The sequence below is a fragment of the Geodermatophilus sp. URMC 65 genome, from assembly GCF_053502545.1.
Genome location: NZ_CP199954.1, coordinates 4,937,503 through 4,957,256, shown reverse-complemented (window position 1 = coordinate 4,957,256; position 19,754 = coordinate 4,937,503). Strand labels below are relative to the sequence as shown.

Genomic DNA, 19,754 nt, shown 5'->3' with positions numbered 1-19,754 from the left:
GCGGTGCGGACCAGCACCGCCGACCCGGCGTGGCACACCCGGCTGCCGCGGTACACCCGCGGCGCGGTCGGCCGGGTGGTCGAGCTGGCCGGGCACCACCCCCTCGCCGACGACCGGGCTCGCGGCCTGCCGGGCACGGCGCGAGCCGTCTACCACGTGCGGTTCGCCGCCGCGGACCTGTTCGGCGACGGCGACCACGCCGTCACCGTGGAGCTCTGGGAGGACTACCTGGAGCCCGCCGACCCCCAGGGAGGGACACCATGAGCGGAGAGCACCACGGCAGCTCGGCGATCTCCGAGCGGGTCCGGCACGTCGAGGCCCTCCTGGAGGCGCGCGGCCTCGTCGACGAGGGCGAGGTCGACCGGCGCATCGACGCGTTCCTCGCCAAGGCCTCCCCGGCCAACGGGGCCCGGATCACCGCGCGCGCCTGGGTGGACCCGGACTTCCGGGACCGGCTGCTCGCCGACGCCAACGCCGCGATCCGGGAGCTCGGGCTGTCGATGTCCGGCGGGCTGCAGGAGCAGCGGCTGAAGGTCGTCGCCAACACCGAGGACGAGCACAACGTGGTGGTCTGCACGCTGTGCTCCTGCTACCCGATCGCGCTGCTCGGCCCCTCCCCGGCCTGGTACAAGAGCGAGGCCTACCGGTCCCGGGTGGTCCGGGACCCGCGCGGCGTGCTGCGGGAGTTCGGGCTTGAGCTGCCGGCCGGGACGCGGATCAGCGTGTGGGACGCCAGCGCCGAGTCCCGGTACATGGTCGTCCCCCGTCGGCCCGAGGGGACCGACGGGATGACGGAGGAGCAGCTCGCCGACCTGGTCACCCGCAAGGGCCTGATCGGCACCGCCGCCGTCTGAGGGCCCGCGGGTCAGCCGGAGGAGCGTTCGCGCAGCAGGTTCTTCTGCACCTTGCCGGTGGAGGTCTTCGGCAGGTCCCCGTGGACGAACCGCTTGGGGACCTTGAACCCGGCCAGCCGCGATCGCACGAAGGCCGCGAGCTCCTCGTCGGTGACCTCGCTCCCGGGCCGCAGCGTCACGTGGGCGACCGGGACCTCCCCCCACTTCTCGTGGGGCTCGGCGACCACGGCGGACTCCAGGACGGCGGGGTGGGCGTCCAGGGCCCGCTCGACCTCCACCGAGGAGATGTTCTCGCCGCCGGAGATGATGATGTCCTTGCTGCGGTCCCGGATCTCCAGGTAGCCGTCCGGATGGACGACCGCCAGGTCCCCGGTGCGGAACCAGCCGGGTCCGCCGTCCGGCCCCGGCAGCGTCGCCTTCGCCGTCGCCTCCTCGTCCTGGTAGTAGCCGAGCATGACGTCGTTCCCGCGGGCGACGATCTCCCCGATGATCTCCCCGTCGCGGGGCACGTCCGTGCCGTCCTCCCCCACCACCCGCAGTGGCTCGGCGACCACGTTGGCGACACCCTGCCGGGCCTTGAGCTCGGCCTGCCGCTCGCCCGGGAGGTCGTCCCACTCCGGGTGCCACTGGTTGACCGCCACCGGCCCGTAGGTCTCGGTGAGCCCGTACAGGTGGGTGACGTCCATGTTGAGCGCGGACATCCGGGCCAGCAGGGTCGGGGTGGGCGGCGCGCCGCCGGTCTGCACCGCGACGCGCGTGGAGACCGGGCCGGCCTCCGCCTCCTCGGCGTTGGCGATCATGGTCAGCACGGTCGGCGCCGCGCTGAAGTGGGTGATGCCCTCGGTGCGCAGCAGCTGCCAGATGCGGGCGGGCTCCACCCGGGGCAGGCACACGTGGGTGGCGCCGCCGGCCGATACCGCCCAGGGGAAGCACCAGCCGTCGCAGTGGAACATCGGCAGCGTCCACAGGTACTGGCTGCCGGGTCCCAGTCCGGTGTGCAGGGCCATCGCCATCGCCTGCAGGTAGGCGCCCCGGTGGCTGTACATGACGCCCTTGGGCCGGCCGGTGGTGCCGGAGGTGTAGTTGAGCGCCAGCAGCCCCCACTCGTCCGCGCACGGCCGTGCCAGGGGCTCGGCCGAGGCCAGCAGCTGCTCGTACTCGTCGGCCTCGCCGCCGGCCACCACGACCGGGATCCCCACCGCCGCGGCGACCTCGGTGGCGGTCGCGGCGAACGCGGCGTCGGCGACGAGGACCTCGGCGCCGGAGTGCCGCAGGATGTAGTCGAGCTCGCCCGCCTTCAGCCGCGTGTTGAGCGGGACCAGCACCGCCCCTGCCCACGGCACGCCGTTGTGCAGCTCGAGCATCGCCGAGCTGTTCGTGCACAGCGCGGCCACCCGGTTCCCCGGTGAGACGCCGTGGGCCGCCAGGGCCCCGGCCAGCCGGCGCGAGCGGTCGGCGAACTCGCGGTAGGTGAACCGCCGGTCGCCGTCGACCACCGCGGTGCGCTCCGGGAACACCCGCGCGGAGCGGTCGAGGAAGGCGGTCGGGGTCAGCGGGGCGGAACTGAAGGTCGCCACCTGGTCCTCCTAGGGCGCGGTGCGGACGGTCCCGGTGAGGGGATTGTGGCCACGGTCACCGCCCGGCGCGCGCCCGGCCGGTCAGGTCTGCAGCAGGGCCCAGAGCACGCAGAGGGCCAGCAGCACGCCGCTGACCACCCAGGCCGCCGAGGCCGGTCCGTCGGCGCGCACGTCAGACCATCCCGAACTGCTCGCTGTGCACCCGGTCCGCGGGCACGCCCAGCTCGCCGAGCGAGGCGCGGACCGCCCGCACCGTCTCCTCGCGGGAGCAGACGAAGTACTGCAGCGAGCGCGCGTGCGGCGGCAGGTGGCGGGCCAGCAGCGCGGCGTCGATGCGGCCGCGCTCGCCCGGCCAGCCCTCGGACGCCCGGCTGATGACGTGCACCACCCGCAGGTCCAGCCGGCCCCTCAGCCGCTCGAGCTGGCGGATCCCGGTGATCTGGTCCTCGCTGCGGTTGCCGAGGAACAGCCACACCGGGCGCCGGTCGCCCTGGTCGGCCAGCGTGGCCAGCATGCTGAGGAACGGCGTGACGCCGACGCCCGTGGCGAGGAAGACGTAGCCCATGCCCGGGTGCCGGTCGAGGGTGAACGAGCCGTGCGGACCGTCGACGTAGACGGTGTCGCCCACCCGCAGCCGGCGGATGGAGCGGGTGAAGTCGCCGACCTGCTTGATCGTGAACTCGACGCGGGGCCGCAGCGCGCTCGAGGAGATCGAGAACGGGTGGTAGGTCGGGGTGAAGGGCACCCGGCCGGGGAGGATCCAGGCGAACTGCCCGGCCGTGAACGACCACGGCCGCCCGCCGTGCCGGTGGGCGGGCTCCAGGCCGACGGTCACGGCGCCCCCGGGCTCGGGCCACAGCTCCACCACCCGCCAGGGACGGCGCCACAGCCGCAGCGGCTTGACCAGCCGGACCCACACCGCCAGCCACAGGAAGGCCGCGGCGTAGACGATCCAGCCGATGCGCACCCACGGCGCGCTCATCCAGTTGCCGACGAGGAAGGCGTGCACCAGGCCGGCCAGCACGATGGTGACGCCGAGCAGCGAGTGCAGCACGTGCCAGACCTGGTACGGGATCCGCAGCCCCCGCCGCCAGATCGAGGTCACCATCAGCAGCCCGAGCGCCAGCACCGACAGCCAGGCGAACTGGGCCCGCAGCGGCGCGTCGGCGACGTCGAGCAGCACCAGGTACCGGTCGTCGGCGAGGAACAGCAGCGCCGGGTGCCCGAACGCGGCCACGACGGCCAGCGCCGACATCTGCTTGTGGTACCGCAGGACGGCGTCGATGCCGAAGGGGGCCGTGGCCCGGGAGAACCGCGCGGCCAGGGCGAACTGCAGCCCCATCACCGAGAGGGCCACGAAACCCAGCGCCACGGAGAGGTCGACGAGGAAGCCGCGCCCGGGCCGGACGGCGGTGAGACACAGGGCCAGCGGGGCGGCGGCGAGCAGCGCGTGCAGCGCCGTCCAGGCCACCGCCTGCGCGCGGGTCGAGGGCGCGGCCCGGCGGGTGACCGGCACGGGGATCTCGCCGGTGAGGTCCGAGACGCGCGGCCGGTCGAGGACCGTCGTCACCGGTGGGCTCCTGCGGTGGTGCGACGCCGGAGGGCAGGGTGCATCAGGGCGTTCTCCAGTGCGTGCGGGCGTCAGGCGCACCCGGGCTCCGAGCACCCGGGCGGCGGTCGTCCGGGCGACACGGCGCTCCGGCGGGCCACCCCCGCACCGCGCGACGCGAGAGCCCCGTGGCCCCCGCGGCGTGCGGCCCCCCATGACGGGCGGTGTCCGGTCGAGGACTCTAAGTGAGTCCTGCCGTGCGCCGTCAAGCCCGGGACGGACCGGTCCGACGACGACGCAGGTCAGCGCCCAGGGTGGGTCCGCTCACACCGCACCCCGAGGTGCGTCGCTCGGCGCGTCGTGGTCACCTGGGGCCGCTGCGGGAGGTCGGGTGCGAGGACGGGAGGGTGCCGTGGCACGGGTCCACCTGCTGGCGACCGGGGGCACGATCGCCAGCCGCCGCACCGACGACGGGCTGTCGGCCACCACGCCGGCCGCCGAGCTGCTGGCCGCTGCCGGGCCGCTCCCGGGCCTCGAGGTCACCGTCAGCGACCTCACGACGGTGCCGAGCTTCGCGCTCACCGGCGCCGACGTGCGGGGGCTGCTCCGCGCGGTGCGGGAGCGCCTGGCCGACGGCGTCGACGGCGTCGTCGTCACCCACGGCACGGACACGATGGAGGAGTCGGCGTTCCTGGCCGACCTGGTGCACGACGACCCGCGGCCGGTGGTCTTCACCGGCGCGCAGCGGCCGTTCGACGCGCCGGCCCCCGACGGTCCGGCGAACCTCGCCGACGGGCTCCGGGTCGCCGCCGACCCCGCGGCCCGGGACCTCGGTGCGCTGCTCGCCTTCGACGGCCTGGTCTTCGCCGCCCGCGGGGTGCGCAAGGTGGAGACCCTGCGCGGCGCGGCCTTCGGCGCCCCCGGCCGCGGACCGGTGCTGCGGGTCGCGGGCGGTGCCGTCGTCCCCCTGGGCCGGCCGCCGCGGCCGCCCGCGCTGCCGCTGGACCTGGCCGCCGACCTGCCGCGGGTCGACGTCGTCGCCTGCGCCCAGGGGTCGGACGACGCCCTGCTGCGCGCCGCGGTCGCGGCCGGCGCCGCCGGGGTAGTGCTGGAGGCGTTCGGGGCGGGCAACGTCCCGCCGCCGGTGGCCGCAGCGGCGGCCGAGCTGGTGGCGGGCGGCGTGCCGGTCCTGGTGTGCTCGCGGGTGCCGTCGGGCCCGGTCGCCCCGCTCTACGCCGGGGGCGGGGCGAGCCTGGCGCGCGACGGCGCCCTGTTCGGCGGGGACCTGAGCCCCTGGCAGGGGCGGCTGCTGCTGGCCGCCGCCCTGGCGCTGGACCCGCAGGACCCGGGGCGGGTCCTCGCCGGCCGGCTGTGAGCACCGACGGATCGAGAGGGGAACGGGCATGGCCAAGGAGATCTTCGTGTCCTTCGGCGTCGACATCGACGCCGTCGCCGGGTGGCTGGGGTCCTACGGCGGGGAGGACTCCCCCGACGACATCTCGCGCGGGCTGTTCGCCGGCGAGGTGGGCGTGCCGCGCATCCTCGAGCTGTTCCGCCGCGAGGGGCTGACCCAGACGTTCTTCTGGCCGGGCCACTCCATCGAGACGTTCCCGGAGCAGTTCGACGCCTGCGTGGCGGCCGGCCACGAGATCGGTGTGCACGGCTACAGCCACGAGAACCCGATCGCGATGACCCGCGAGCAGGAGTCGGCGGTGCTCGACCGCTGCATCGACCTCATCGAGAAGCGGGCCGGACGCCGTCCCACCGGGTACGTCGCGCCGTGGTGGGAGTTCTCCCGCGTCACCAACGAGCTGCTGCTGGAGCGGGGCATCACCTACGACCACTCGCTCATGCATCGCGACTTCGAGCCCTACTACGTCCGCGTCGGCGACAGCTGGACGAAGATCGACTACTCGCAGCCGGCGGACACGTGGATGCAGCCGCTGGTCCGCGGCCGGGAGACCGAGCTGGTGGAGATCCCGGCGAACTGGTACCTCGACGACCTGCCGCCGATGATGTTCGTCAAGACCAGTCCGAACAGCCACGGGTTCGTCAACCCGCGCGACATCGAGCAGATGTGGACCGACCAGTTCGACTGGGTCTACCGCGAGCAGGACTACGCGGCGTTCACGATGACCATCCACCCCGACGTCTCCGGACGACCGCAGGTCCTGATGGCCCTGGAGCGGATCATCGCCCACATCAAGGGGCACGAGGGCGTGCACTGGGTGACCTTCGACGAGATCGCGCAGGACTTCCTGCGCCGCTCGCCCCGCCCGGCCTGACGCGGTGTGCGGCGCCTGCGGCACCGGCCGGGCCACCGTGCCGTGGGAGGACGTGCTGGCCGGGGCCGGTCCCGCGGAGCGCGCCGCCCGGGCGGGTGCCGTCGGCCGGCTGCTGACCGGCCGGCGGCTGCGGGTCACGCCCTGGCGCGGCGGCTACCTGCTGGCCACGGCGACCGGCGCCGCCCGCCCGGTGGCCTCGCTCGACGAGCTCTGGGCGGCTGTGGGGCGGAACGGCGCGCCCCCGGGCGAGCAGCGCTGGGCCCGGGCGCCCGTGCCGGCCGGATGGGACCGGCAGGCGGCCACCGTCTGGGTCTCGGCCGCGGCGCGGGCCGGCACGCTCACCGCGGCGGCGCTGCCCGGTGGCGTGGTGGAGTTCCGGGACGGCGACGCGGCGCACGTCGTCCCCTCGTCCGGGACGGCGGAGGTCGGCGTCCTCGGGCCGGAACCGGAGGCCGCGCTGTCCGAGCTCCTGGAGTTCGCAGGGCGCAGTTGACAGTGGTGCGTCGGTCGGCGGTGATCGGTCCGGTGTCGACCGATGCCGCAGCCAGAGCTGTTGTCCAACGCTCCTGGGCTGCCCAACGCTCCTGGGCTGCCCACCGCTCCTGGGCTGCCACGCCCTTCGCAGTCGCGGGCTCGGCCCGTGTCGGTTCGTCGACAAGGCGACGAACCGACACGTTGGTGCGGCCGGTCAGAAGGGCGGCGGGCCGTCGTCCGGCGGTGCCGGCGGTGGTGAGGTTCCGTCCGTCATGCGCGGATCGACCATCGGTGGCCGCAGGCCGGGTGGTCGGGTGGTGCGGGTGACCCCGCTGGGTGCGGTGACGTGCAGGGTGCCGTCGGAGTCCATGGCGAACCGCCAGCCGCGGGCGTGGGTCTTGAGCCGGTGGTGGCTGCGGCACAGGCAGCACTGCTAGACCTGAAGGGCAGCCTCTGAGGGGTGCTGACGAGGCCTTCGGGTCTGACCGCAAGGGGTACAGGACCGGCCCAGTGGTCCACTCGGGAGTTGTTGGCCCGGAGGCTTCGCCGCTGCCCCTCTGACCGGGCTGCCGCTCCGCCTGACCGAAGGCAGCACACGGGCGCTTCGCTGCCTCGAATCTGGCCTGTCGGCGGGCGGCAGCCCTTCTCGGCTTCACCCCGGTCAGCTCCAAAGAATGGCTCTGGTGTCATTGTCCGCAACGGCGGATCCTCGCCCTGTGGACTGACTTCTTGGATCACTGACCCTCGTGTCTTGCAATGGACTCGTCGCCGCAGGTACCGAGCTCCGTTCCTTTGACCGCCAGCCCGCGTGACCGAATAGGAGCGTGCCACGCCGCTAGTGCATGGCCGATAGCAGTGCTGTCCATTGCGGACGAAGCGGTCGAGAGGTCCCTTCGGAAGTCGACAGGAGTAGTGCAGAAGTGATGAAATCGAAGGCTTCAGGTCGAACGGCCGATCCGGTCGCCAGTCTGTTCCGGGAAAGAGCGAAGACAACGGCTCCTGGTTCGGCGCAGGAGGTGTGGATCGGCATCGACACCCACAAGGACGTCAACGTCGCCGCCGCCGTCGACGAGGCCGGCCGCACGATCGGCGACGAAGCCCCCGCCTCCATCACCGTGCCGACCACGCCGGCCGGCAACGCCGACCTGCTGGCCTGGGCCGGCAGTCTCGGCGCGACCGTCGTGGCCTTCGCGGTGGAAGGCACCGGCAGCTACGGGGCCAGCCTGACCCGGTTCCTGCAGGCCAAGGGCCAGTACGTGGTCGAGGCGACTCGGCCCAAACGGGAGGAGGCCGCGGTCCGCCGTAACCGGGGCAAGTCCGACGCCATCGACGCTCTGCTCGCCGCGCAGCGGCTGCACCGGCTGGAGCTCAAGATCAGCCCCAAGTCCCGGGTCGGCGACGTCGAGTGCCTGCGCATGCTCCGCGTCGCCCGCAAGACCGCGGTCAAGGCCCGCACTCAGGCGCTGAACTCGATGAAGGCCCTCATCGTCACCGCACCCGACGACGGGGTGCGCAGCCCGAGCGCGCCGAGGCGGGCCAGCAGCTCGCGCACGTGCGCGGCGGTGATCGGCAACCCGTTGACCGATCCGGGGGTGTGCGCGGTGCCGGCCAGGGCGTCGAGGGCGGCGGTGACCGTCAGGTGGGCGGTGACCGCCGGGCGGCCGGTGTCCCAGGGGCGGCGGATGAGGTCGGCCAGCACCGCGGCGTGCAGCTCCCCGATCGGGCGGGCATCACCGTCGGCCTTGAGCATCGCCGCGAGCCGGTTGATGACGTCGAGGCACTCGGCCGACACCGGAGTCGGCAGGTCCGCGGCCAGGGTGGCCATGCCCTCCAGCGGCGAGGGATAGGTGCGCACGTCGGCCTGCCGGCGGGCCTCCGTGCGGCGGGCATCCACGGCGGCGGCGTCGCGCTCCAGCAGCAGCGCCAGCGCCCGGGCCCGCAGCCCGCCGGTGGACAGGCCGGTCGCCTCGGGCAGCAGCTGGGCCTCGACGGCCCGGGCGAGCGCGGGCGAGGTCAGGCCGAGGACGTCGGCCAGCACCCTGGCGCGCGCCTCGTCCAGCGTGCCGGCGGCCAGCGCCGCCCAGGTGGCCGGCAGCTGCTCCCGGTAGGTCCACGCCCGCAGCGCCAGGTTCGCCGCGGTGCGGCGGCCGCAGTTGGGCACCACCGCCAGCTCAGACGTGAAGAACTGTGACACCCCGGGCAGCTCGGGCTCCGGCGCCCACGACCCGCGCCGGGCACCGGGCCGTCCGGCGGCGGGTCCAGGGTGTCGGGGGTGTCGCCGGCCAGGCCGAGCACCAGCTCGGCCTCATACGCGGCGTCCATCGCCTGGCGGGCCTGCAGCCGGCGCAGCTCGGCGGCCTTCTCCGCCCGGGTCAGCACACCCACCGGCAACCGGGCGCTGCTCGACGGCCGGTCCAGCAGCCGGACCACCAGCGCCGCCTCGATCGGCGTGCGCAGGGAGCCGGTCGACGTCATGACCCGAACATACGTACGGGGTCTGACGGTTTCGGGCGATTGGACATGACGACGAGTGCCTGTCCTGCAGATCCTCTGCGCCGCCACCCGTGTCCCTGATGGCGGCCTCTGGGACAGGCGACAGCGGCCCTGCCCCATGCACCCGCGGGAACGCCAGAGCACAGCCAGGACGGTCAGCTGACCGGAGCTTCGCTACTCGCCAGCGCCTCCAGTTCGAGTCGGATGGCCACTCCCTCAGCAAGGCCCTCCCAATCCGGGAACAGATTGACGGCATGTGTGCCCATGGCGTCGAGATCGGGCATAGCGCGGATGGCTTCGATACTGGGCAAGGTGACCTGCGTCAAAAGGCTTTCGTCCGTCGGCACGTAGCTGACGTACTCCTCCAAGGTCAGGTGAGGGGTGCGAGCATACGTGAAGCGACCAGACTGGTTACGCAGTCGGAGATTGCCTGACGCGAAAGGGGCGACCAGCTCGACCCCCATCTCCGCTGACCAAGCGCTGGACCGGGTGTCAAGGACCCATAGCGCCACCTGACCGGTTGCGCCGGGGCTTTTCAACGCCTGACGGAAGGCAAAGAAGGCGGCCACGTAGGGGCTCAACGACCAGTCCAGCAACCGCGTTGGCAATCCGTGATGCTGAGCGAACGCAAGCAGCGCTTTGTCGTCCGCGAGGATCTCGCGGGCCACGCCATGCTCAGCGCCTTGTTCTCTGAACTCCCGTAGCAGAGCCTTCCAGATCGCCATGCGCTTGTCGCTCGACAGATGACCGAACTGTCGATCGAAGGATGATATCAACGACCACTCGGCGTCTCCGCACCCACGGAACAGGTACTCGCCTGATCGGAATGGTTCTCGATCAAAGAGCAGAGGCACCAGGTCGCGCTTCAATTCTTCCCAGGAGTGAAGCGCGAGGCGAGCAACCTTGGCCACACTGCCCTCCTATTCCCGGTAGTAGGGGTAGACGATCTCCCGCCCCGACGGACGCAATCCAGGCACGGCGTCCATGAGGCAGGGGTGAAAGACGTACTCGTGAGCATGTCGCGGTAACTCGAGTTCATTCATGTCCGAGACGGCATAGAAGCTGTACCGGCCGTTCTCGACGTATCCGAGCAAGCCGTTCTGCCAAAGGATCGACGCAATGCTCGTCGCCCCGTCGAAGCCCTGTTTGGCGAGTTCCTCCATTTGGCGCAGGTCTCCGGCGTCGAATCGATCCACACCTACGGCTCGTATGATCTCCTTGAGCTCCTGCCGCAGGGACCTGGCGTACTCCTGGTCGGACAGGTAGAAGTCGGCAAAGCCCTTCTTCACCGCATGGCGGGGTATCGCATCGGCCGCGATCTGGCTGGCACACTGCGCCAACTGAGAGTCGCCGAAGCGCTTCGCGGCCAAGGACACCACGCGGCGCAGCACCTCTCCAGGAACTTCGGTACGCCCAAGCGATTTTTGCTGCGCGACCACCTGGCAAAGATCGTTGCCGAGGGAGACTATGTCGCGTGGAATAAGTCTTGTATGCCTGATTATGTACTCCAGAACATCTTCATCCACGCCGCGAGCTTCGTTGTGCACCCAGGTGCGTCCCAGCCATGACAACGATCCGCTGGGTAGTGATGGGGCCATCAGAAACTCGTCAGGCAGCCGCTCGATCTTCTGTCGTAACAGAAACTCGATCGCCTCCCGAGACCAGTCCAACACGCGGATGTGCGGTTCGTTGTGATAGCGCGGGGCATGCTCACTTCGATAGATGGAGGCAAGCACGAGCTCGCGCACGCACACCACGACGTGCAACCGTGAGCCGAACCTCGAGTCCCGGAGCAATTGCATGACTTGCATAAACAAGCCTTCTTGGCATCGGAGCCAGTACATGGGTGCACTGTTGATCCTTTCGTCCACGGCATCCAGATAGAAGAAGACCGGCATGCTCTCTCGCAGCAGGTCCGCAAGGACCGACTCCAGATCGTCCCAGTCGGGATTCTCAAGGTATCGCCGCAGGTGAATAGCCGCATTGTGACTGAAAATTATGTCACGAAGCTCGCTATAGATGGACCGAGGTTGCCGGAACTTACCAATGAGGTGCCCGTACTCTCCCCGGATCGCGGCCGCCTCTGCCGCTTCTACCGTGCCACGCAATTGCCGAGCTGTGAGCAGATGCGTTGTGAGGCTGCGCAGAATCGCACGGTGCCAGAGTTGCATCCACTTCTCGGTGAGGAGCTCGCTCGGGAACCACTGACACGCCTGTATCACCAGGTCGGTCTGGGGCAAGTCCTGTTGGGGCGGATCGGCGTAGACTGACTTGCTGGCCTCTTGGTAGCTGAATAGACGCCGCATGTATACGGTCTTGCCAGCCCCTATCCGACCAACGATGACCCGAACCATGGCATCGTCGGCGCGCGTTGCCACTCCGCCAAAGCCAGGCCTTCCGTCCAAGGCGACAAAATCGCGCAGGATGTCCTCGAGGTCCGCACGTGAACCGTCCGGCGTGCCGAAGGGACCCTTGTGCTCCCTCACGTTCGAAGTCGGCGGCCGAGTCATTGAGCGCCTCTGCATCGCTGCGGACGAAGTTCACCAGCAGTCCGTACTGAGTCGGTTCCGCAGGGTTTTGGCGCACGGTAGTTCCCTCCGGGGGCCGGGCCTAGGGTCGAGTGAGTCGAAACAGTCGGTGCCCCTGTCCCTGCGGTGTGTCGTCGCGCAAGTGAAGGGTTACATACGCTGAGTGAGGAACTGGCGCCGGTCCAGGGCTTCGCTGGTGCGTGTCGCCGGGGCTTGGCGCTCAGCGGCCCATGAAAAGCCGAATGCCGGGTGAGGCAGTGCCGGGTCGTCACATTGCGGGCACCGAGCAGGCCCAGGGACGCGTCGACCGGTTCGCAGAGGCTGCCGTTCATCCGAGAGCACGGGAGCACGGAGTCGGGTCGGGTGCGACATGGGGCTGTCCCACAGTGGGCCGCTCAGAGACATCGGTGCAGTGGCGGCGCGCTCGACCCGCACGACAGCCCCCACGCGACCCTGACTCCCTCCCCGCGGTGGACCTGCGGCGCTACTGGGGTCCACCCACGCCCCCTCCGCGGGGGACGGCGCAGGAGCACGTCGTCGGCCACTGACCGACGATGGCACGGACCCCGCCGCACCGATCGAGGAGCCGCCCCATGCCCGCCCCCGGGACCCCGCTGGACCGGCTCGGCTTCCTGACCATCGGCACCTTCGACCCGGCCGACCCCGGCCCCGGGCACGAGGCGACCCTCGCGATGGTCGAGCTCGGCGAGCAGCTGGGGTTCGACAGCGCGTGGCTGCGCCACCGGCACCTGCAGCCGGGCATCTCCTCGCCGGTCGCCGTCCTCGCCGCACTCACCCAGCGCACCCGCCGGATCGGGCTCGGGACCGCCGTCACGCCGCTGGCCTGGGAGAACCCGCTGCGGCTGGCCGAGGACCTCGCCACCGTCGACGTCCTCTCCGGTGGGCGGCTCAACCCGGGCGTCAGCGTCGGACCGCCGATGCACTGGGACGACGTCAAGGACGCCCTCTACCCCGACACCGCCGACCGCGAGGACTTCAGCTACGCGCGTGTGGAGCGGCTGCTGCGGTTCGTCCGCGGCCAGCGGGCGTCGACCTTCGTCGGCCGGGAGAGCGTCGTCGAGGAGTGGTCCGACCGGGTGCAGCCGCAGTCCCCCGGGCTGGCCGGCCGGATGTGGTACGGCGGGGGCAGCCTGCGCTCAGCGGCGTGGGCCGGCGAGCACGGCATGCACTTCCTGACCTCCAGCGTGGTCAAGGCCGAGGAGTCCGAGGACTTCGCCGAGGTCCAGGCCTCCCACGTGCGGACCTTCCGGGCCGCCAGCCCCACCGGCCGGGTCTCCCAGGGGCTGGTGGTCATCCCCACCGACAGCGCCACCCCCGAGCAGTGGGCGCGGTACGCCGCCTACGTCGAGGCCCGCACCCCGCGGACGACGGCACCGCAGGGCCCGGCGCGGATGCTCTTCGCCCGTGACCTGCTGGGCGGCTCCGAGGAGATCGCCGAGGCCCTGTACACCCACGCCGGCTTCCGCGAGGTCACCGAGGTCGTCTTCGCGCTGCCGTTCGACTTCGCGCCCGCCGACTACGAGCAGATCCTCACCGACGTCGCCACACGCCTCGGCCCGGCGCTGGGCTGGCGGCCCGGCGGCTGAGCACACCGGGCGTCGCGCGCCGGTGGCCCGTCCAGGCAGTCGGGACGGGCCGTGGGCGCGCAGTACTGCAGGGGCGCCGCCTCAGCGGCGCGACGACCTCACGCCATCTCGGGGACGTGCAGGTGGGCCATCACGAGGTCGAACTCGGCGACCTCGGTGATCCTCGCGCCCATCGCCCGGCTGAACTCCTCGCGGAGCGCGGCGCCCTGCTCGCGGGTCCGCTCCAGGGCGGCTCGGTCCTCGTAGGTCACGGCGGCCACGCCGCGGGAGCCGGGCCGGTCGACCAGCAGGCTGACACTGCAGAAGCCGGGGAGGTCCTCGAGCCTCGACAGCAGGCTCATCCGGAAGGTGTCGACCATCTCGTCGACGTGGCCGGCCGGGACGTCGAGCCAGGTGCCCCGGACGCACGCCGCGTCCCCCGCCGGCCGGGACCGGTGCAGGATGGCGATCTCCCACTCGGCGATGTCGACAGCATCGGCGCGGAGCACCTCGGCCGCCTGCCGCCGCGACTCCTGGACCTTGTCGGCGCTGGCCCGCATCGCGTCCTCGCTCGCCCACGCGGAGGTGACGATGCACCGCCCCGCCTCGCGGTCGGCGAGCATCGACATCCCGATGCAGCCGTCCATCCGCTCGACCAGCGGCCAGACGTCGTTCCGGATGAAGGCGATCCCGTCGTCGACCGCGCGCGGGTCGCCGCGGACGGTGGTGGTCCTGGCGTACATGACCGGTCTCCTCCCTGGCGGCGCCGGGCGGCACCGCACGGAGGGGAATGTCCTCGCTCGCGCCGGGGTGGGCGGCGCCCGGAGCGTCCCGTCGGGCTGCCCAGCGAGGGACGCGGCGCGTGCGGACCGTGCGCACGCCGCCGGGCACGCATCCGGCGGAGCCGCCGAACGGGTGCGGCCGTCGTCTTAGTCCACGGGACCGGGGCCGGGGGCGACCGGCACGTCGAGGGCCACCTCACCGGCCGTCGCGAAGGTGAAGGTGACCGAGACGGTGTCGGTGGGGGCGATCGGCGCGGTCACCCCCTCCAGCTGCATCCGCACGGCGCCGCTGACGGCCTCCACCTGACCGCCGGCCGGCAGCTCGATCCCGTCGGCGCTCTGTGCACCGGACTCGTCGAGCAGCTGGACCGACTCCGCCGCCGGTGTGCTGACGCCGACGAGCCGGTCGGCCTGCTCGGCGTCGTTGGTCAGCACACCCCGCAGCGGTACGGAGGCCCCGGCCTCGACGGTGTCCTCGGCGTCGAGGAAGACGTCGTCCAGCGACACCGAGCCGACCGTGCCGTCGACGCCGGCGACGTCCGGGGTCTCCTCTGCCGTCTCGGCCTCCTGCCCGGCGGCACAGCCACCCAGGACCAGCAGGCCGGCAGCCGCCCACGCAGGAAGGGAAGTCCGTCGCACGAGAGGACACGATCGCGCTGCGCCCGGCCCGGCACCAGGGGCGAGGGTCCCGGTCGCGACCACACGCAGCGAGGGCCGCCCGACCCTGAGTGCAGCGACCCACCGAGCACGCACGGGGCCGGGGCGACCGGCGTCGCCGGAGGGGTCGCACCAGCCGGGACCTCACCATCATGGCCCGGTGGTCAGCGGATCCGACGTCGCCGGGCGCAGCGCGGGACAGCGCGCGCACCGGCTGGCCAAGCTGGAGGCGCTGCGCGCCCGGGGCACCGCGGCCTACCCCTACCGCTGGCCCCCGGACGCCACCGCCGCCGGCATCCGCGCGGCCCACCCGGACCTGGCCCCCGACGTGCGGACGACGGACCGGGTGCGGGTCGCCGGCCGGGTCGAGCTCATCCGCCGGCAGGGGTGGCTGACCTTCGCGACGCTGCGCGACCGCACCGGCGCCATCCAGCTCTACGTCGACAGCTCCGTCCTCGGCGGGGACCGGCACGCCGAGTTCGACGACGTCGACCGCGGCGACTGGCTCGGCGCCGAGGGCACCGTGATGACCACCCGGACCGGCGAGCTGTCGGTGTGCGTCGAGGACTTCGCCGTCCTCGGCAAGGCGCTGCGCGCGCCGCCGCCCGAGCACGCCGGCCTGACCGACGTGGAGACCCGCTACCGGCAGCGCTACGTCGACCTCGAGGTCAACGAGCGCACCCGGGAGGTCTTCCGCATCCGGCACGCGGCGGTGCGGGCGATCCGCCGGCACCTGGAGGACCTCGACTTCACCGAGGTCGAGGGGCCGGTGCTGCAGACGATCCAGGGCGGGGCCAGCGCGCGGCCGTTCGTCACCCACTCCAACGCCCTGGACCTCGACCTCTACCTGAGGATCGCCCTGGAGCTGCACCTCAAGCGGCTGATCGTCGGCGGGCTGGAGCGGGTCTTCGAGATCGGCCGGGTCTTCCGCAACGAGGGCGTCGACACCCGGCACAACCCCGAGTTCACGCTGCTGGAGGCCTACCAGGCCTTCGGCGACATCACCGACATGATGGAGCTGACCGAGGGGCTCGTCACCGCCGCGGCCCGGGCCGCTCTCGGCGAGGACCTCACCGTCCACTACGCCGGCCACACCATCGACCTGGCCGCGACGCCGTGGCCCCGCACGCGGTTCGCCGACATGATCGCCGAGGTCACCGGCGCGCAGATGCACCCGGCCATGCCGATCGGCGACGCGCGCGCGGTGCTCGACCGGCTGGGCATCCCGTACGAGGCCTCGTGGGGCGCCGGGCGGCTGATGAAGGAGGTCTACGACGAGAAGGTGCAGCACTCGGTCGTGGGGCCGGTGTTCTGCGTCGACTACCCGCGCGAGGTCTCGCCGCTGGCCCGGGTGCACCGCGACGACCCCGCCTACGTCGAGCGCTTCGAGCTGATCGTCGCCGGCTTCGAGCTGTGCAACGCCTACTCCGAGCAGAACGACCCGGTCGAGCAGCTCGCCGCGTTCGAGGCCGAGGCCCGCGCCAAGTCGCACGGCGACCCGGAGGCCGGGGACGTCGACCTCGACTACGTCCGCGCGCTGGAGTGCGGGATGCCCTGCACCGGCGGGTTGGGCATCGGCATCGACCGGCTGGTCATGCTGCTGACCGGCGTCGACTCGATCCGCGAGGTGATCCTCTTCCCGACGCTGCGCCCCGAGGTCCCCGGCACCGGCCCGGACGGCGCGGTGCGCCCGCTGGTCGCCCCCACCCCGATCCCCGCCGGCAGCGCGGCCGGCCAGGACGGCGCAGGGACGGCGGACGGCTCGGTCGTCGCGCTGCCGTCGATGGCCCCCTCGTCCGGTCCGGTCCCGGCACCCCCGCCGACGGCGCCCACCCACGCCCTGGCCGTGCGGGTGCTGGCCGGGCTGACCGCGCTCTCCGGCGTCCTGCAGCTGCTCACCGCCCTGCCCGTGGTGCACGAGCGGCTCGTCGGCCGGGGGACGGCGTTCGGCCCGCTGTGGGTGCCGGTGAGCGGCACGGTCGCGTCGGTGGTGGTGGGGCTGCTGCTCCTGCTGCTGTCCGACCAGCTGACCCGGCGCAAGGCGCTGGCCTGGCGACTGGCGGTGCTGCTGTCCGCGGTCGGGGCGGTCGCGCACGTGGCCAAGGGACCCCACCCGGTCGCCGTGGCGCTGTGCCTGGCGCTGCTCGCCGGGCTGGTGCGGTACCGGTCGGCGTTCCGGGCGCCGGCCGATCCGCCGTCGCTGCTGCGCCTGCTGCGGTTCGTCCCGCTGTACCTGGCCGGCGTGCTGCTGTTCGGCCTGGCCGCGCTGTGGGCCGAGCGGGGGCGGGTCGACCCGCCGCTCACCCTCGCCGGGGCGCTGCAGACCGTGCTCGCCGGGCTGGTCGGCCTCGACGGCCCCTACGCCTACGGCTCCCGCTTCTTCGCGGCGTTCTACCCCGCGGCCCTGCTCGCGCTGGGGATCGTCGGCCTGGTCGCCCTGGCGGTGCTGCTGTTCCGCCCGCTGGCCGCGGCCCGCCGTCCGCACACCGAGGAGGACTGGGCGCACGCCGAGCGGCTGGTGCACACCTACGGCTGGGACACCCTCGCCTACTTCGCCCTGCGCGACGACAAGACGTTCTTCTTCTCCCGGGACGGCGAGGCCTTCCTCGCCTACACCTACCTCGGCGGCTACGCGCTGGTCTCCGGCGACCCGATCGGCGCCCGCGAGTCGGTCCCGCGGGTGCTCGACGAGTTCCTCGCCCTCTGCGCCGAGCGGGCCTGGACGCCGGCCCTCCTGGCCGCTCGCGAGGCCAGCATGCCGCTGTACTCCTCGCGCGGGTTCACCGCGTTCTACCTGGGCGACGAGGCGGTCATCGACTGCCGCCGGTTCGGCCTCGAGGGCCCGGCGAAGAAGGGGCTGCGCGCCGCCGTCCGGCGGGTGGGGCGGACCCACCGCTTCCGGCTGGTCGCCGAGACCGACGCCCCACCGGCGCTGGTCGACCAGCTCAACGCGATCAGCGCCCGCTGGCGCGGCAAGCACCCCGAGCGCGGCTTCACGATGTCGCTGTCCCAGGACGTCCGCGGCGCCGGCGCCGACCCCGGGTTCCTGCTCTGCGTCGCGGAGGACGCCGACGGCCGGCCCGGCGGCTTCCTGCGCCTGGTGCCCGCCTACGGGCCGTCGTTCGGCTACACGCTGGACCTGATGCGCCACGACCCCGATGCGCCGAACGGCATGACCGAGTTCCTCATCGCCTCCACCGCGACCGCCCTGGGCGCCCGCGGCGTGGCCCGGCTGTCGATGAACTTCGCGCTGTGGGGGCGGCTGTTCGCCGACGACGTCCCGTTCACCCCCGCCCAGCGCGCGGCCCGCTGGGCGGTCGGGGCGCTCAACCCGTTCTTCCAGATCAAGTCGCTGCACGACTTCAACGCCAAGTTCGACCCCGAGTGGCTGCCCCGCGTGCTCGCCTACCGGCACCGCGCCGACCTGCCGCGGGTGGGCCTGCGCTACGCCGGCGCGGAGGGCTTCCTGGCCGTGCCCGGGCTCGGCGAGCTGCTGGTGCCCAAGGCCGTCGGCGGCGTGCCCGCGCCCTCGGCGCCGGAGCGGCGGTCGGCGGCGTGACCCGGCCGGGCGGCAGGGTCCGCCTCGGCGTCCTGTCGCTGGCCATGGTCAACATCGCCTCGATCGTCAGCGCCCGGAACCTGCCGGTCATGGCCGAGTACGGCTGGTCGATGCTCGCGCTGTTCGCGCTGTCGATCGGCGTCTTCCTGGTGCCGGTCTCGATGGCCGCCGCCGAGCTCGGCACCGCCTGGCCGAAGGAGGGCGGCGTCTACGCCTGGGTCAAGGAGGCCTTCGGCGGCCGGACCGGGGCGCTGGCGGTGTGGTGCGACTACGCCGAGAACGTCGCCTGGTTCCCCACCGTGCTGTCGTTCATCGCCGCCTCGCTGGCCTACGCGTTCGACCCGGCGCTGGCCGACGACCGGTTCTTCCTCGTCGCGGTCATGCTCGTCGTCTTCTGGGGCACCACCGCCGCCGCGCTGGGCGGGGTGCGGACGTCGTCGGTGATCGGCGCGGTCGGCACGATCGCGGGGTCGATCCTGCCGGCCGTCCTCGTCGTGGCGCTCGGCGCGGCGTTCCTGCTGCGCGGCAACGCCTCGGAGATCCCGTTCTCCGCCGGCGCGCTGGTACCCGACGTCTCGCTCGGCAACGTGGCCTTCCTCGGCGGGGTCATCCTGCTGTTCACCGGCATGGAGATGGCCGGCTTCCACGCCCGGGAGACCGCCGACCCCGGTCGCACCGTGCCCCGGGCGATCGCGCTGGCCGTCGCCGTCACCGTCGCCTTCTCGGTGTTGGGCTCGCTGTTCATGGCCCTCGTCGTGCCGCAGCGGGAGATCAGCCTGGTCTCCGGGACGATGGAGCTGTTCTCCACCGTGCTGCAGCGCCTCGACATCGGGTGGCTGCTGGCCCCGTTGGCCGTCGTCGTCGCGCTCGGCGGGGTCGCGCACCTGATGCCGTGGGTGCTGGGGCCGGCCAAGGGCGTCGGCGCGGTCGCCCGCGAGGGGCTGGCCCCGGCGCGATTGGGCCGGGTCAACGGCAACGACGTCCCGGTGGCGCTGCTGGTCGTGCAGGCGGTCGCCGGGTCGGTGTTCGCGCTGCTGTTCGTGCTCGTGCCCAGCGTCAGCACCTCGTACTGGATGCTCTCGGCGGTCACCGCGCAGGTCATCGTGACCATGTACGCGCTGGTGTTCGCCGCGGTCATCCGGCTGCGGCACACGCAGCCCGACGTCCCCCGCCCGTACCGCATCCCCGGCGGCCTGCCCGGCGTCTGGCTCGTCGGCGGCGTGGGCCTGCTCGGCTGCGTCGTCTCGTTCCTGCTCGGGTTCGTGCCCCCCGACCAGCTGCAGACCGGCAACCCGGTGGTCTACGTGCTGCTGCTCGCACTGGCGACCGTGGTGCTGTCGCTGCCGCCGTTCGTCTTCGCCCTGCTCGAGCGTCGGCGCAGCGCCGTCCCGGGGTGAGCCGCACACTCGG

At 72.6% G+C, this 19,754-nt stretch carries 15 protein-coding genes and 2 pseudogenes; 9 read left to right on the top strand and 8 right to left on the bottom strand.

The features are described 5' to 3' along the window. Positions 1–3 precede the first annotated feature (3 nt). Both ACWIX7_RS23970 and nthA read left to right on the top strand, forming a co-directional pair. Complete coding sequence (locus ACWIX7_RS23970) at positions 4–264, top strand: SH3-like domain-containing protein (RefSeq protein ID WP_448618902.1); 261 nt, start codon at positions 4–6, stop codon at positions 262–264. Beyond that, positions 261–854 (top strand): nitrile hydratase subunit alpha, encoded by a 594-nt coding sequence (gene nthA / locus ACWIX7_RS23965; RefSeq protein ID WP_448618901.1) that lies wholly within the window; start codon positions 261–263, stop codon positions 852–854. Before ACWIX7_RS23970 ends, nthA begins: the two co-directional genes overlap by 4 nt. Before the next feature lie 11 nt (positions 855–865). On the opposite strand, the gene ACWIX7_RS23960 is transcribed toward nthA, so the two are convergent. Together ACWIX7_RS23960 and ACWIX7_RS23955 are read right to left on the bottom strand one after the other, a co-directional pair. Further along, positions 866–2,431: an acyl--CoA ligase family protein gene (locus tag ACWIX7_RS23960; protein ID WP_448618900.1), complete on the bottom strand. Its 1,566-nt coding sequence runs from the start codon at positions 2,429–2,431 to the stop codon at positions 866–868. Positions 2,432–2,603: 172 nt separating this feature from the next. Then, positions 2,604–4,001 (bottom strand): ferredoxin reductase family protein, encoded by a 1,398-nt coding sequence (locus ACWIX7_RS23955; RefSeq protein ID WP_448618899.1) that lies wholly within the window; start codon positions 3,999–4,001, stop codon positions 2,604–2,606. Between the two features lie 391 nt (positions 4,002–4,392). Between ACWIX7_RS23955 and ACWIX7_RS23950 the strand changes: the two genes are divergently transcribed. The 3 genes from ACWIX7_RS23950 to ACWIX7_RS23940 are packed head-to-tail and all read left to right on the top strand — an operon-like array spanning position 4,393 to position 6,758. Next, positions 4,393–5,355 carry an asparaginase gene (locus ACWIX7_RS23950; protein WP_448618898.1) on the top strand — a complete coding sequence of 321 codons (963 nt, stop codon included), beginning with the start codon at positions 4,393–4,395 and terminating at the stop codon, positions 5,353–5,355. 28 nt (positions 5,356–5,383) lie between these two features. Further along, a complete protein-coding gene (locus ACWIX7_RS23945) occupies positions 5,384–6,265 on the top strand; it encodes a polysaccharide deacetylase family protein (RefSeq protein ID WP_448618897.1) in 882 nt (293 codons plus the stop codon). Between the two features lie 4 nt (positions 6,266–6,269). After that, entirely contained in the window at positions 6,270–6,758 is a 489-nt protein-coding gene (locus ACWIX7_RS23940; RefSeq protein WP_448618896.1) for a hypothetical protein, read from the top strand. Between the two features lie 195 nt (positions 6,759–6,953). Here ACWIX7_RS23940 and ACWIX7_RS23935 read toward each other — a convergent pair. Beyond that, positions 6,954–7,169: pseudogene (locus ACWIX7_RS23935) on the bottom strand (HNH endonuclease); the annotation flags it as partial. Positions 7,170–7,581: 412 nt separating this feature from the next. On the opposite strand from ACWIX7_RS23935, the pseudogene ACWIX7_RS23930 reads away from it, so the two are divergent. Beyond that, positions 7,582–8,166 (top strand): annotated as a pseudogene (locus ACWIX7_RS23930) (IS110 family transposase); the annotation flags it as partial. A gap of 29 nt (positions 8,167–8,195) precedes the next feature. Here the strand turns inward: ACWIX7_RS23930 and ACWIX7_RS23925 are convergent. The 3 genes from ACWIX7_RS23925 to ACWIX7_RS23915 form a co-directional block, all read right to left on the bottom strand. Next, positions 8,196–8,933: a hypothetical protein gene (locus ACWIX7_RS23925; protein WP_448622204.1), complete on the bottom strand. Its 738-nt coding sequence runs from the start codon at positions 8,931–8,933 to the stop codon at positions 8,196–8,198. Positions 8,934–9,387: 454 nt separating this feature from the next. Then, positions 9,388–10,143 carry an FRG domain-containing protein gene (locus ACWIX7_RS23920; protein ID WP_448618895.1) on the bottom strand — a complete coding sequence of 252 codons (756 nt, stop codon included), beginning with the start codon at positions 10,141–10,143 and terminating at the stop codon, positions 9,388–9,390. Between the two features lie 9 nt (positions 10,144–10,152). Next, on the bottom strand, positions 10,153–11,718 hold the full coding sequence (locus ACWIX7_RS23915; RefSeq protein ID WP_448618894.1) for a P-loop ATPase, Sll1717 family: 1,566 nt from the start codon (positions 11,716–11,718) through the stop codon (positions 10,153–10,155). Between the two features lie 635 nt (positions 11,719–12,353). Between ACWIX7_RS23915 and ACWIX7_RS23910 the strand changes: the two genes are divergently transcribed. Beyond that, the gene (locus tag ACWIX7_RS23910) at positions 12,354–13,367 is read left to right on the top strand and encodes an LLM class flavin-dependent oxidoreductase (protein WP_448618893.1); all 1,014 of its coding nucleotides are present in this window, start codon (positions 12,354–12,356) and stop codon (positions 13,365–13,367) included. A 98-nt stretch (positions 13,368–13,465) separates the two neighbouring features. Here ACWIX7_RS23910 and ACWIX7_RS23905 read toward each other — a convergent pair whose 3' ends face one another. Both ACWIX7_RS23905 and ACWIX7_RS23900 read right to left on the bottom strand, forming a co-directional pair. Further along, positions 13,466–14,089, bottom strand: coding sequence for an antibiotic biosynthesis monooxygenase (locus tag ACWIX7_RS23905; protein ID WP_448618892.1), 624 nt, complete (start codon positions 14,087–14,089; stop codon positions 13,466–13,468). A 186-nt stretch (positions 14,090–14,275) separates the two neighbouring features. After that, on the bottom strand, positions 14,276–14,767 hold the full coding sequence (locus ACWIX7_RS23900) for a copper chaperone PCu(A)C (RefSeq protein ID WP_448618891.1): 492 nt from the start codon (positions 14,765–14,767) through the stop codon (positions 14,276–14,278). A gap of 178 nt (positions 14,768–14,945) precedes the next feature. On the opposite strand from ACWIX7_RS23900, the gene lysS reads away from it, so the two are divergent. Beyond that, positions 14,946–18,344 (top strand): lysine--tRNA ligase, encoded by a 3,399-nt coding sequence (lysS, locus tag ACWIX7_RS23895; RefSeq protein ID WP_448618890.1) that lies wholly within the window; start codon positions 14,946–14,948, stop codon positions 18,342–18,344. After that, positions 18,341–19,741, top strand: a complete 1,401-nt coding sequence (locus ACWIX7_RS23890; protein WP_448618889.1) for an APC family permease — start codon at positions 18,341–18,343, stop codon at positions 19,739–19,741. The genes lysS and ACWIX7_RS23890 overlap by 4 nt, the downstream gene beginning before the upstream one ends. The last annotated feature ends 13 nt before the right edge of the window (positions 19,742–19,754 follow it).